This is a genomic window from Proteus sp. G2673 (genome assembly GCF_009915125.1).
GTDB lineage: Bacteria > Pseudomonadota > Gammaproteobacteria > Enterobacterales > Enterobacteriaceae > Proteus > Proteus penneri.
In genome coordinates this window covers 210097-224352 of the sequence record NZ_JAABLT010000022.1, presented here as the reverse complement: position 1 = coordinate 224352, position 14256 = coordinate 210097, and the positions used below count along the sequence as shown (strand labels likewise).

The 14256-nt window shown below is 39.6% G+C and carries 13 protein-coding genes; 5 read left to right on the top strand and 8 right to left on the bottom strand.

The features are described 5' to 3' along the window. Positions 1-60: 60 nt before the first annotated feature. Together ligA and zipA are read right to left on the bottom strand one after the other, a co-directional pair. On the bottom strand, positions 61-2088 hold the full coding sequence (ligA, locus tag GWI59_RS13395) for an NAD-dependent DNA ligase LigA (RefSeq protein WP_161671466.1): 2028 nt from the start codon (positions 2086-2088) through the stop codon (positions 61-63). Positions 2089-2270: 182 nt separating this feature from the next. Continuing rightward, positions 2271-3299, bottom strand: a complete 1029-nt coding sequence (gene zipA / locus GWI59_RS13390) for a cell division protein ZipA (protein ID WP_006533402.1) — start codon at positions 3297-3299, stop codon at positions 2271-2273. A gap of 223 nt (positions 3300-3522) precedes the next feature. Between zipA and cysZ the strand changes: the two genes are divergently transcribed. Beyond that, positions 3523-4293 (top strand): sulfate transporter CysZ, encoded by a 771-nt coding sequence (gene cysZ / locus GWI59_RS13385; protein WP_109847720.1) that lies wholly within the window; start codon positions 3523-3525, stop codon positions 4291-4293. A gap of 122 nt (positions 4294-4415) precedes the next feature. Here cysZ and GWI59_RS13380 read toward each other — a convergent pair whose 3' ends face one another. After that, positions 4416-4946 (bottom strand): hypothetical protein, encoded by a 531-nt coding sequence (locus GWI59_RS13380; RefSeq protein ID WP_072063224.1) that lies wholly within the window; start codon positions 4944-4946, stop codon positions 4416-4418. Between the two features lie 236 nt (positions 4947-5182). Here GWI59_RS13380 and cysK point away from each other — a divergent pair, with 236 nt between their 5' ends. The 4 genes from cysK to crr all read left to right on the top strand — a co-directional run bounded on the left by cysK (position 5183) and on the right by crr (position 9147). Continuing rightward, positions 5183-6136 (top strand): cysteine synthase A, encoded by a 954-nt coding sequence (gene cysK, locus GWI59_RS13375; protein ID WP_161671465.1) that lies wholly within the window; start codon positions 5183-5185, stop codon positions 6134-6136. Positions 6137-6465: 329 nt separating this feature from the next. Beyond that, positions 6466-6723 (top strand): phosphocarrier protein Hpr, encoded by a 258-nt coding sequence (gene ptsH / locus GWI59_RS13370; RefSeq protein WP_006533407.1) that lies wholly within the window; start codon positions 6466-6468, stop codon positions 6721-6723. 137 nt (positions 6724-6860) lie between these two features. Further along, positions 6861-8588, top strand: a complete 1728-nt coding sequence (ptsI, locus tag GWI59_RS13365) for a phosphoenolpyruvate-protein phosphotransferase PtsI (protein ID WP_109847721.1) — start codon at positions 6861-6863, stop codon at positions 8586-8588. A gap of 49 nt (positions 8589-8637) precedes the next feature. Then, positions 8638-9147: a PTS glucose transporter subunit IIA gene (gene crr / locus GWI59_RS13360; protein WP_006533410.1), complete on the top strand. Its 510-nt coding sequence runs from the start codon at positions 8638-8640 to the stop codon at positions 9145-9147. Between the two features lie 222 nt (positions 9148-9369). Here the strand turns inward: crr and cysM are convergent, their stop codons facing one another. From cysM to cysP, 5 genes are all read right to left on the bottom strand, one after another. After that, positions 9370-10254 carry a cysteine synthase CysM gene (gene cysM / locus GWI59_RS13355; protein WP_072063227.1) on the bottom strand — a complete coding sequence of 295 codons (885 nt, stop codon included), beginning with the start codon at positions 10252-10254 and terminating at the stop codon, positions 9370-9372. Positions 10255-10431: 177 nt separating this feature from the next. Further along, complete coding sequence (cysA, locus tag GWI59_RS13350; protein WP_006533412.1) at positions 10432-11520, bottom strand: sulfate/thiosulfate ABC transporter ATP-binding protein CysA; 1089 nt, start codon at positions 11518-11520, stop codon at positions 10432-10434. A gap of 31 nt (positions 11521-11551) precedes the next feature. Then, positions 11552-12394 (bottom strand): sulfate/thiosulfate ABC transporter permease CysW, encoded by an 843-nt coding sequence (gene cysW, locus GWI59_RS13345; protein ID WP_006533413.1) that lies wholly within the window; start codon positions 12392-12394, stop codon positions 11552-11554. Further along, positions 12394-13227, bottom strand: coding sequence for a sulfate/thiosulfate ABC transporter permease CysT (gene cysT, locus GWI59_RS13340; protein ID WP_006533414.1), 834 nt, complete (start codon positions 13225-13227; stop codon positions 12394-12396). Before cysT ends, cysW begins: the two co-directional genes overlap by 1 nt. Continuing rightward, positions 13227-14246, bottom strand: a complete 1020-nt coding sequence (gene cysP, locus GWI59_RS13335; protein WP_161671464.1) for a thiosulfate ABC transporter substrate-binding protein CysP — start codon at positions 14244-14246, stop codon at positions 13227-13229. Before cysP ends, cysT begins: the two co-directional genes overlap by 1 nt. Between the last annotated feature and the right edge of the window lie 10 nt (positions 14247-14256).

The window sequence follows — 14256 nt, the reverse complement described above, 5'->3', positions numbered from 1 at the left end:
CTTAAGTAAAAAATGCTACTAGGAAGGTTTTCCAGTAGCATTTATTAAATAGTAGAATGATTATTTCGATTGATCAAGTAATCGTATCATTTCATCTTCATCGATAACAGTTATCCCTAATTCATTAGCTTTCACTAACTTAGAGCCAGCCGCTTCACCCGCAATCACCATGTCAGTTTTTTTAGAAACACTTCCACTCACTTTTGCACCTAATGCAACTAATCTGTCTTTTGCTTCATCACGGGTTAACTGTGAAAGTGATCCAGTTAACACGACAGTTTTACCTGCAAAAGGATTTTCACCCACTTCATGAGTCACAATAATAGGTGCTTGCCATGTAATACCAGCATCATTGATCAATTGATCAATAACCGTTCTATTGTGTTCTTCTTGGAAGAAATTAACGACATGTTTAGCCACGATATCGCCTACATCAGGGACTAATTTTAGCGCGTCAACATCCGCATTTCGTAATGCTTCAAGCGTAGAAAAATGGGCGGTTAATCCACTTGCCGTTGCTTCACCGACTTCTCTAATTCCGAGAGCATAAATAAAACGCGCAAATGTCGTTGATTTAGCCTTGTCTAAAGCAGTGATCAATTTTTTTGCTGATTTTTCACCCATTCGCTCTAAACCAGATAGGATTTTTTCATCTAAACGAAAAAGATCTGCTGGCGTTTTGACATACTCTTTTTCAACCAGTTGGTCGATAATTTTATCGCCCATACCATCGACATCCATCGCACGACGAGAAACAAAATGCTTAAGTGCTTCTTTACGTTGTGCACCACAAATTAATCCTCCTGTACAACGCGCTACCGCTTCGCCTTCAATACGCTCTATATCAGATTGGCAAATTGGGCATTGCGTTGGAAAAATAATCTCTTGTGCATCAGCTGGACGTTTCTCTTCGATCACACTAACAACCTGAGGAATAACATCACCTGCTCGACGAATAACCACCGTATCGCCAATGCGTATCCCTAAGCGTTCAATTTCATCAGCATTGTGTAATGTAGCATTACTCACAACAACACCAGCAACTTGTACCGGCTCTAAACGAGCAACAGGGGTAATTGCTCCAGTACGTCCAACTTGAAATTCGACATCTTTGATAATCGTCATTTGCTCTTGAGCTTGAAATTTATAAGCAATAGCCCAACGTGGTGCTCTTGAGACAAAACCCAGCTCTTCTTGCAGAGCAATATCATCCACCTTAATAACGACACCATCGATATCAAAGCCTAAGTTAGGGCGAATTTCTTCTACATGGTGGTAAAAATCAAGTACTGCTTTGCTACCTGTGCAAAGTTTAACAGCATCACTAACGGGCAATCCCCATTTTTTAAACTGTTGTAGGCGCTTATAGTGGCTTGTTGGTAATTCTCCACCTTCGAGTACCCCGACCCCATAACAGAAAAAGGTTAATGGACGTTTTGCTGTGATACGGGGATCAAGCTGTCTTAATGAGCCGGCTGCAGCATTACGAGGGTTAGCAAAAACTTTTCCACCTGTGCGACGAGCTTCCTCATTTAAATATTCAAACCCTTTTTCATTCATAAAGACTTCGCCACGGATCTCAATACGAGTAGGAATATTTTCACCATATAAACGCAGTGGAATGGCTTTGATCGTTCTTACATTCTCAGTGATATTTTCCCCTGTTGTACCATCACCACGCGTTGCAGCTTGTACTAATACTCCATTTTCATAAAGTAAACTGACAGCCAATCCATCTAATTTTAATTCACAGCAGAAAGTAATCTCTTCACTATTCTTTAAACGATCACGTAAACGCTTATCAAACGCCAGATAGCTTGTTTCATCAAAAGCATTATCTAAGGAGAGCATCGGAATTTCATGTCTCACTTGCTCAAATGCAGTTAGAGGTAAGGCACCAACTCGCTGTGTAGGCGAATCAGAGGTAATTAATTCGGGATATTCAGCTTCTAATGCTTTTAGCTCATTCATTAAGCGATCGTATTCAGCATCAGGTATTTCAGGTGCGTCCATGACATGATAGAGATATTCATGGTGACGTAGAGTAACGCGAAGTTTATCAATTTTTTGTTGAGTGTTTTTATTCATGATTATCACCAAAGAAGAAAAACCCCCGCAAGCGGGGGTATTTTTACAGATATATACTCTAAATAATTCGAGGTGCAGCTAGGCGACAAGTAAACGAATCGCTAGGAGCATTCATCAGTATGTGACTAGTGCGAATGAACGTAGTCAACAACGCTGCAACTTGAAGTATGACGAGTATAAAGCTATTGATTTAGATCCAACGTCCTGCGAATTCTAGATTTATAAAGCTCGATTTTTTGTGGCGTTAAGAGTTTGCGTTCATCATCCAGCACAACACCACCTACATCAGATGCTATACGTTGAGCCGTAAGTAACATCAATTTAAAGTTTTGGTTAGCATCACCATAAGATGGCACCATCATAAACATTGATACACCTGGTGTCGTCAATTCCGCCATTGTATCAATATTAAATGTTCCCGGTTTCACCATATTCGCTAAACTAAACAATACAGGCCCATTAGCTGTTGGATTAAGATGACGATGGAAAATATTCATTTCACCAAACTGGAATCCAGCTTGAATGATACTTTGCATTAACGCTTCACCATCCAGCATTTGACCATGATGTGCACTTACGTTTAGAACAATAACCAGCTCTTTCTCTGCTTCTGACGCTTGTGAAGCCGATTCTGCCATTGACTCTTCAGCAGGAACATGATGCGAAACCTCAGTTTCAACAGGAGTCACATGAGCCGCTGTCTCTGAAATTGAAGGCTCAAAATTTGCAGATGGGCTTTCTGTATTAACGTGTGATTTTATTTCACTCGCAACATTAACCGCAGGAGCTGGTTTTGGCTCATCTCTAACAATAGGTGCTGGCTCTTTTTCAATCACATCAAAAACACCAAGGCTGGGCTCTTGCTGTAATGAAGTATCGTGAGAGTTCCCTTTTGTTTGGGTTTCAGACATTAATGGATCACTATCTACCACTGAAATTTCAGGTTCATGTAGAGGCGCCGATTTTATCGGTGGCTCACTCTCCCGCTTTTCAGTAGAGGATAAAGTTGATGTCTGATGACTAGCCTCAGCATATTGTGGTTCGTCATCGTTCTCATCTGACTGATAATTCTGTTTCTGACGTTTTACTGGGCGATTACGGAAAAGCTTAGAACGCTCTTTTCGACCAATCCATAAGCCGTGTAATAACAAAGCTATGATTAAAATCGCACCAACAACGATTAATATCAGACGCAAATTTTGCTGCATCATTTCTATCTCTGTTGTCTTGAGGTTTAATAGCCACGTTGGCAAATATTACTTTTTACTAAGAGTATTTGCCAATGCTCATAAGTGCAAGCCAATACTTAATTTTCTTGTCACAAAGATACACACATCAATCTCTTATGCACATTTTTTAGACAATTCATGACTAGTAAGGCTGATTATCTCCCTATATGATACTAGCTTGCCCTCATTGGAGAGAATAGGAAGTATGACAAATTTGACAGAAACGAATAAAAATTTAAATGGATTTCATTATTTTGCTCTTGGTTGGCGTTTAATTACACGCAAAGGGCTAAAACGTTTTGTTATCTTACCATTACTAGCCAATATTATTATTCTCGGAAGCGCCTTTTGGTGGTTATATGGTCAAATTGGTGGCATGGTCAATTGGATGATGGAAAAAGTGCCTGATTGGTTACAGTGGTTGAGTTATTTAATCTGGCCATTATCCGTTATTTTTATCTTATTAGTGTTCACTTATTTCTTTAGTACCTTAGCCAATATTATCGCTTCTCCGTTTAATGGATTATTGGCTGAGAAATTAGAAGGCCAAATAACTGGCATTGCACCACCAGATACGGGTATTGCGGGTATATTGAAAGATGTTCCACGTATTTTAAAACGTGAGCTAATTAAAATAGCTTATTATTTACCACGCGCTATTGTCTTGTTATTGCTCTATTTTATTCCTGCTATCGGACAAACCGTTGCCCCTATTTTATGGTTTGCTTTTGGTGCTTGGATGATGGCAATTCAATATAATGACTTCCCATTTGATAACCATAAAATTTCATTTTCAGCGATGAAATCCTCACTCAAACAGGACAAATGGAATAACCTTCAATTTGGTATGGTTATTAATATTTTTACCATGATCCCTATTCTAAATTTAGTCATCATGCCCGTCGCAATTTGTGGAGCAACGGCAATGTGGTGCGATCGTTATCGTAAACAGCATGTGCAAGATGGGCAGTGGTAAGCCTAACTAATTTAGCAACATCTCGATAAATACAAAAAACCCCGTTTTATTTAATTGTAAGCGGGGTTTTATTTTAAACTTTTTTCAATAGCGTGGTTGGGCTTATTTTGTTATTAGCCAGACTACTCAATTAATGAACGAATATAATCTTTGGTTTCTTCTCTATCCATCGGCTCACGCTCATTAATTCCCATTTCAAAGATATTTAATGCACCATCTAGTTTTTCAATAATCTCTTCATCATCTCGAATGCAGAGAATATAAGCATTTTCAAACGGTGTGAGATCAACCAATCGTAACCCTTTTTCTGTCAAAAAGTAGTTAATATATTCCAAATAAGGTAGTTCATAAGGCAACATATAAGGATCAATACTCACCTCATCCCAATCAATATTTTCAACTTGAGATAAAATCAGTGCGCCAGGTGATTCAGACAAAGAAATCTGTTCTAACGATTTCAAGTCAGGAATATCACCAAAATATTCTGTCCATTCCACATAATCCATTAATCCTTGAGCAGAGAGCGATTCGTATAGCCAATTAAGTACATCTTCTTGAGCATCGGACTCGGGTAAATTTTCACGCAAAGCTTGCGCATCTAATTCTGGTACAGCGAGTTCAAGTGCGTTAATCAACTCTTCAATGGTTTCCATTATGACCCCTGTATTTGCAAGAAATGTAGTTAAAAATAGATTATCAGCCATCAATATACTGCACATCTCTTGATTTATTAATTTGTGAATTGTCTCACTGACTCTTGATTAGAATCTTTTGGAATAAAAAGATAAAAAAGTTATAAGTATATTCATAAAGCTTATTTCCATCTTTAGCTTGATGGCGTATGGTAATTTCATCTGACCTTATAAAAAATCATGTACCGAGGATAAAAATGAGCAAGATTTTCGAAGACAACTCGCAAACTATTGGGCACACTCCTTTAATTCGCTTAAAGCATTTCGGAAATGGTAACATTCTGGCTAAAGTGGAATCTCGTAACCCAAGCTTCAGTGTAAAATGCCGTATCGGTGCCAACATGATTTGGGATGCAGAGAAGAAAGGTATTCTTAAAGAGGGTGTTGAGCTTGTAGAACCTACTAGTGGTAATACTGGGATTGCTTTGGCTTATGTTGCAGCAGCTCGTGGCTACAAATTAACACTGACAATGCCTGATACCATGAGTGTAGAGCGCCGTAAATTACTCAAAGCATTAGGGGCTAATTTAGTGCTGACTGAAGGCGCAAAAGGCATGAAAGGGGCTATCGATAAAGCCAATGAAATTCGTGATAGCGATCCTGGCCGTTACCTTTTACTACAACAATTTAGTAATCCAGCTAACCCTGAAATTCATGAAAAAACCACAGGCCCTGAAATCTGGAATGACACTGATGGTGAAGTAGCTGCTGTTATTGCTGGCGTCGGCACTGGCGGTACTATTACAGGTATTGGTCGCTATTTGAAAAAGACACAAGGTAAAGCAGTAACAATGGTTGCGGTTGAACCAGCAGACTCCCCTGTTATAACTCAAGCTCTAGCTGGTGAAGAAATTAAACCAGGCCCTCATAAAATCCAAGGCATCGGAGCAGGTTTTATTCCTGAAAACCTAGATTTATCGTTACTGGATCGCGTTATTCAAATCACTAACGAAGAAGCCTTTGATACTGCTCGTGAACTTATGACGAAAGAAGGTATTCTCGCAGGTATTTCTTCAGGTGCAGCTATTGCGGCAGCCGTAAAACTTGCAAAAGAGCCCGAATTTGCAAACAAAGAAATTGTGGTTATCTTGCCTTCTTCAGGTGAGCGTTATTTAAGTACACCACTTTTTGCTGATATTTCTGACAGCTAAATCGCATCACTCAATTGTAAAATATTTATTAAAAAAGCACCTCAATGGTGCTTTTTTTGTGGTAGAGATCAAAGTTTGTCATCCAGACAGGTGATTTATTTCTTCGAGTTTAGTATTTAATCAATTAATTATTTCGAAGGTCGAAATTAATCAGAAAATAACCGAGATAACAAAACGAACTCTTTTATCTTTCTGAACACTATTTTTATCAGATGACGCTTTACGACTTAATATTATCTGATATTGCTACGCAAAGCAGGACAAATTCATCTACACTTACTAAGTCCTGACTTAATGTGAACAATTGAGTTATAAAAGGAAAATATCCTATGTACCAGCAAGAAGTTACTATTACAGCACCAAACGGCTTACATACTCGTCCTGCGGCACAATTTGTAAAAGAAGCCAAAACATTCTCTTCAGATATCACGCTTATCTCTAGCGGCAAATCTGCCAGCGCGAAGAGCCTTTTCAAATTACAAACGTTAGGCTTAACTCAAGGTACTGTTGTGACTATCTCTGCAGAAGGCGAAGATGAAAAACAAGCCGTTGAAGCATTGGTAAAATTAATGGCGGAATTAGAATAATTCGCGATTAATTATTAACACAGTATTTATTCCCCTGAAACTATTCAGGGGAGTTAATTTCAATGATGATTTTAAAACAACAGTATTTTGCAATCCTATTCTTTTAAGATTATCACCAGCAAGTCGTAGGATAAATTATGATTTCAGGAATTTTAGCATCACCCGGTATCGCATTTGGTCAGACCCTTCTCCTCAAAGAAGAACCTATCATTATTAGCCAACGTAAGATCCAAAGTGATGAAATTGAGGATCAAATCGAACGCTTTAAAGACGGCCGTAATAAATCTGCACAACAACTAGAAATTATTAAAGAACGTGCTGAAAAAAACCTTGGTGCGGATAAAGCCGAAATCTTTGAAGGTCATATCATGTTGCTAGAAGATGAAGAATTAGAACAAGAAATTGTTGCTCTCATCAAAAGTGACAAAAAAACCGCTGAAGCTGCTGTTCAATCAGTTATTGAAGATCAAGCAACTGCATTAGAAGCGTTAGATGACGAATATCTAAAAGAGCGTGCGGCTGACGTCCGTGATATTGGTAAACGCTTGATGCGCAATATTTTAGAAATGCCAATTATCGATCTAAGCGCTATTTCAGAAAAAGTTATTTTAGTTGCAACAGACCTTACCCCTTCTGAAACTGCTCAATTAAGCTTAGACAACGTATTAGGTTTTATCACTGATTTAGGCGGTAGAACATCTCACACCTCTATTATGGCTCGTTCATTAGAAATTCCAGCTATCGTAGGAACATCTAATGCGACACAAACCATTAAAAAAGACGATTATCTTGTTCTTGATGCGATTAATAACAAAATCATTATTAATCCATCAGATGAGGAACTCGAAACATTAAAAGCAATCAAAGACGAGTACCTGCACGAAAAAGAAGAATTGGCAAAACTTAAAGACCTACCTGCTATTACACTTGATGGGCATCAAGTCGAAGTTTGCGCTAATATTGGTACAGTTCGAGATGTTGCGGGTGCTGAACGTAACGGTGCTGAAGGTGTTGGTCTGTATCGTACTGAATTCTTATTTATGGATAGAGACTCTTTACCAACAGAAGAGGAACAATTCCAAGCCTATAAAGCGGTAGCCGAAGCAGTAGGAAGTTCTGCGGTCATTATTCGTACTATGGATATTGGTGGTGATAAAGACTTACCTTACATGAACCTACCAAAAGAAGAGAACCCATTCTTAGGCTGGCGTGCAATTCGTATTTGTCTTGACCGTAAAGAGATCCTTCATCCACAATTACGTGCTATCTTAAGAGCATCTGCTTTTGGTAAACTACGCATTATGTTTCCAATGATTATCTCTGTTGAAGAGATCCGTGCATTGAAAGCAGAACTTGAAATACTAAAAAGCCAGCTTCGTGAAGAAAAGAAAGCTTTTGATGAATCTATTGAAGTCGGTGTGATGGTAGAAACCCCTGCCGCAGCAGTGATGGCTCGTCATATGGCAAAAGAAGTTGACTTTTTTAGTATTGGGACTAACGATCTAACACAATATACTCTGGCTGTAGACCGTGGAAATGAGCTGATATCTCATCTATATAATCCAATGTCACCTGCAGTACTCAACCTGATAAAACAGGTAATTGATGCATCACATGCTGAAGGTAAATGGACTGGAATGTGTGGTGAACTTGCTGGAGATGAACGAGCAACATTGCTCCTTCTCGGCATGGGATTAGATGAGTTTAGTATGAGTGCTATTTCAATTCCTCGCATCAAAAAAGTGATTCGTAACGCGAATTACGATGATGCAAAAGCACTAGCAGAGCAAGCACTTGCTCAGCCAACTGCTAAAGAATTGATGGACTTAGTAGAAACTTTTACTAAAGAAAAGACACTGTGCTAATCGCATTAGCCAGAGCCCGGTCCCAACTACAATAATTAGGAGAAGATTCATGGGTCTGTTTGATAAATTAAAATCACTGGTTTCAGAGGAAAAGAAAGGCAGTGGCACGATTGATATTGTCGCACCACTTTCAGGTGAAATCGTCAATATCGAAGAAGTTCCTGATGTTGTTTTCGCTGAAAAAATCGTAGGTGACGGTATTGCTATCAAACCTGCTGGTAATAAAATTGTTGCGCCAGTCGATGGTACTATCGGTAAAATTTTCGAGACTAACCATGCTTTCTCTATTGAGTCTGACAACGGTATCGAGTTATTTGTCCACTTCGGTATCGACACTGTTGAACTGAAAGGTGAAGGGTTTAAACGTATCGCTGAAGAAGGTCAGCAAGTAAAAGTCGGTGATACTATTTTAGAATTTGACTTAGCTGTATTAGAAGAAAAAGCAAAATCAGTTTTAACACCCGTTGTTATCTCTAATATGGATGAAATTCAAGGTTTAACCAAAATGACAGGCCCAGTTACTGTTGGTGAAACCGTTATTATTCAGATTAAAAAATAATCTTCTGTAATGTTCTCTATTTAAACCGCCACCCATATGTGGCGGTTTTTTTATATTCAAAACCCTAAGACCAAAGACCCAAAATACTCTAAATAATTCAAGATGTAGCTAGGCGACAAGTAAATAAGTCGCTAGGAACATACACAAGTATGTGCCTAGTGCGAATGAACGCAGTCAACAACGCTACACCTTAAAGTATGACGAGTAACGCTGCAGTTTGAATTATGACGAGTAAACACCCGTCGACAAATAACGATCCCCTCTATCACACACAATCGCCACAATCACTGCCCCTGGATTTTCTTTTGCAACGCGCAGAGCGCCAGCAACAGCCCCTCCAGAACTTACGCCACAGAAGATACCCTCTTGACTTGCTAAAAGGCGCATTGTTGATTCAGCTTCGGTTTGAGACATATCAATCACACTATCCACCAGCTCTTTTTTAAAAATTCCCGGCAAATAAGCGGGTGACCAGCGACGAATACCTGGAATTTGGCTTTTTTCTTCTGGCTGAAGTCCAATGATTTGTACTTGGTCAGATTGTGTTTTTAAATAACTACCTACACCTGTAATGGTGCCTGTTGTGCCCATACTTGACACAAAATGTGTAATACGGCCTTGCGTCTGTTGCCAAATTTCGGGGCCTGTTGACAAAAAATGGGCTCTTGGGTTATCTGGATTATTAAATTGATCTAATACCTTTCCTTCGCCCTGCTGTTCCATTTGTTGTGCAAGATCTCGCGCACCTTCCATACCGACTTCACGACTTACTAAAATCAATTCTGCGCCATAAGCTTGCATAGAAGCTTGACGCTCTTTACTCATATTCTCAGGCATTAACAATTTTAAGCGGTAACCTTTTACCGCCGCAATCATCGCCAAGGCAATCCCCGTATTACCACTGGTTGCTTCAATCAGCGTATCACCCGGTTTTATTTCACCGCGTAATTCCGCTTGTTCAATCATCGATAATGCAGCTCTGTCTTTAACTGAACCTGCAGGATTATTGCCTTCAAGTTTAACCCAGATTTCAGCGTCTACCTCTTGCGTAAGTCGTTGTAGTTTTACTAATGGTGTATTACCAATAAATTGTTCTAACCCTGCCACAATAAGTCCCTGCTCATTTATTTGTCTGTATTAATGAAGAAATCACATTTAACTTATTAACGCAATAATATTAATGCAATTCGATAAGTCTCTTTGCTTTTATAGAAACCAAAACACCCATGCCAGAAATAAGCATGGGTGAAAAAGAGTGAAATTAGCGATAGATTAATAATGAAATTAGGCAGTATAAGCTAACGATACCGTTTTTAAGGGTGTATCGCCCGAATATAAACGGGCTTGAGCACCGCCCATATAATAGGTGTTTCCTTTTGTTGGTGTTAAAGACATCTCATTCCATACTGCCGTAATTGGCGTTTTACTCCATCCTATGGGTTGTAAAATCAATTGCCAATAATGTCCTTTAGGTGAAACCTCAATAACTTTAACCGGTAATCGACAAACACTATTTTCATGTGTACTTAATGCTATTTCCCAAGGGCGTAAAAACACATCGACTGAACCTTGATAAAGCGGTGTCACCGATAATGGCAAGTGATATCCCCCAATCTGTAATTGAGCGCCATTAATTTCACCTTGTAGATGATTCACATCACCTAGAAATTCTAAAACAAAGCGACTTTGTGGTGATTGCCATACTTCTTGTGGTGTCCCTACTTGCTCTATTTTACCATTCCCCATAATCACAATGCGATCAGCAACTTCCATCGCTTCCTGTTGATCATGAGTCACAAAGACACTGGTAAATTTAAGCTCTTCATGCAATTCACGTAGCCAACGGCGTAATTCTGTTCTTACTTTGGCATCTAAAGCACCAAAAGGCTCATCTAATAATAAAATTTGAGGCTCTACAGCCAAAGCCCTAGCTAAAGCCACCCGCTGTTTTTGCCCACCCGATAATTGTGCTGGATAACGTTGCGCTAAATGAGGCAATTGGATCATCTCTAACAACTGCTGCACTTTTTTATGAATAGCTTCTTTGTTCGGGCGCTCTCGTCGAGGTAATACTGTTAAACCAAAAGCAATATTCTCAAATACGGTCATATGGCGAAACAGCGCATAGTGCTGAAAAACAAAGCCAACTTTACGATCTCTCGCATGCAATTGGCTAACATCCTGCCCTTCAAAACAGATTTTCCCTTGGGTTTGATGTTCTAATCCCGCAATAATACGTAAAAGCGTTGTTTTTCCTGATCCTGAAGGCCCTAACAGTGCCACCATTTCACCTGAGGCGACATCAAGGGTGACATCATGCAACACTTCAGTGCGATCAAAATATTTTGTGACACTATTAATTTCAATACTCATATTTTGCCTCTACTTTGTGTCAATAATGATGTCATTGCTGACGGGCTAAATGCCATTGCAAAGCACTTTTAAACATTAAGGTAAAAATTGCCATCATCGCGAGTAATGCAGCTGCAGTAAATGCACCAACAGTATTGTAATCTTGATGCAGCAATTCAACTTGTAACGGCAATGAATAGGTTTCACCACGAATAGCACCAGATACCACAGAAACAGCGCCGAACTCACCAATGGCTCTGGCATTGGTTAAAACCACACCATATAACAATGCCCAGCGAATATTTGGTAATGTCACACGCCAAAACATTTTCCAACCACTCGCCCCTAATAACACCGCGGCTTCATCTTCTTGGCTACCTTGGCTCATCATCACCGGCACCAGTTCTCTAACAACAAAAGGACAAGTGACAAATACGGTGACTAAAACCATTCCCGGCCATGAGAACATAAGCTGAATATCAAACTGAGATAACCATTGACCAGCCCAGCCATTACTGCCGTAAAAAAGCAAGTAGAGCAGTCCAGCGACAACAGGCGATACCGCAAAAGGGATATCAATGAGTGTCATTAATAGTTGTCGCCCCGGAAAACGAAAGCGAGTAACCAGCCATGCCATACTGACACCAAACAACATATTGACAGGCACCGTGATTAACGCGATTAATACCGTTAACCAGACAGCATGTAACATATCGCTGTCTAATAAGTTTTCAGTAAATATTTCAACACCTTTTGAAAACGCAGTCATAAAGATCCACGCAATCGGCACAACTAAAAATAAAATGGATAACACAACGCCTGTAAGGATTAATCCCCACTTTACCCAATCTATTTGGCGACGATAGATAGAGCGTTGTTGCATAATATCTGACATCAATGCCCCCTCAACCGTTGACCAAATCGGCTTTGTAATCCATTAATTGAAAACAGTAAGACTAAAGAAACAAGTAAAATCACGGAAGCCACAGCACTTGCCGCAGGATAATCAAATTCTTGCAATCGAATAAAAATCATCAAAGAAACGACTTCTGTTTGCCATGCAATATTGCCAGCAATAAAAATCACAGCGCCAAACTCACCTAAACTGCGCGTAAACGAGAGCGCAGTTCCCGCTATTAGCGCCGGCGATAACTCCGGTAATACAACCTTACGAAAAGTTTGCCAACGACTCGCCCCGAGTGTTTCAGCCGCTTCTTCATACTCAGGGCCTAACTCTTCAAGCACTGGCTGAACTGTTCTTACAACAAAAGGTAAACTGGTAAAAGCCATAGCAACGGCGATGCCAATCCATGTATTAATGACTTTGATATCAAATTTATCCAATACAAAACCGTACCAGCCTTGTGTTGAAAAAAGAGTTGCAAGCGTCAAGCCAGCAACAGCCGTAGGTAAAGCGAAAGGTAAATCCATTAAACCGTCAAGTAGTCGTCTACCCGGAAAACGGTAACGAGTAATGATCCATGCAAGCAACATACCGAAAATAGCATTAAAAATACTGGCAACCGCAGCCGCTAATAGTGTGACTTTATACGCAGCCACAATTTGAGGATGTGTTATCACCGCCCAATATTGGGACCAACTCATATCAGAAAGTTGCACAACCAGCGCACTCATTGGTAATAGTAAGATCAAGCAGGTATAAAATAGTGTTCCGCCTAAGCTTAATCCAAATCCCGGTAATACCCGCTTACTGGTTGTGGTAAACATTATTGACGTCCTTGCACTAATAACTTGTCAAGCATGCCATCAGTTGTGAAATGCGTTTTCATCACGTTATTCCAATCACCAAATATCTCTTCAACGGTAAATAAAGATGTTGTTGGAAACTGTGCTGCTTTTTGAGCCATGACTGCTTTATCATTTACGCGATAGTTAAATTGCGTGATGATCTCTTGTGCTCTAGGACTGTATAAATAATTGAGGTAAGCTTTTGCCAATGTTTCTGTGTTATTACGTTGCACATTTTTATCAATCCAAGCGACTGGAAACTCAGCTAGAATATCTACGGGTGGCACAATAACTTGATATTCATCTTCACCATATTGCTGGCGAATATTATTAACTTCGGATTCAAAACTGATCAGCACATCCCCAAGCCCACGTTCAATAAAAGAGGTTGTAGCACCACGACCTCCCGTATCAAACACTTCAACATTTTTAAGGAACTTTTTCATTGCTTCTTGGGTTTTTGCATCATTACCATAAGCTTTTTCAAAAGCGCCCCAAGCAGCTAAATAGGTATAACGCCCATTACCTGATGTTTTTGGATTAGGGAAAACCACTTTGACATCTTCGCGGGTTAAATCCTCCCATGTTGTAATATTTTTAGGATTACCTTTGCGAACTAAATACGCCATAGTGGAATAATAAGGTGAGCTATTGTTAGGCAAACGTTGTTGCCAATCTGCAGGAATAAGCTTGCCTTTATCATGCAGAATTTGCACATCTGTAACTTGGTTATAGGTCACTACATCCGCAGGTAGCCCTTGCAATATCGCAAGTGCTTGCTTAGAAGAACCCGCATGAGATTGTTTAATAGTCACTTTGTCATCAGGATGCTGCGCATCCCACTGCGTTTTAAAATCACTATTTAGCTGTGTGAATAACTCTCGCGCAATGTCATAAGAGCTATTAAGTAATTGAGCGGCCCCTGCATAACTACTAACAACCAAAGACAATACTGCGGTTGTTTGTAATGCAAAGGTTTTGATTGTATTTTTCTTCATCAAAAGTACC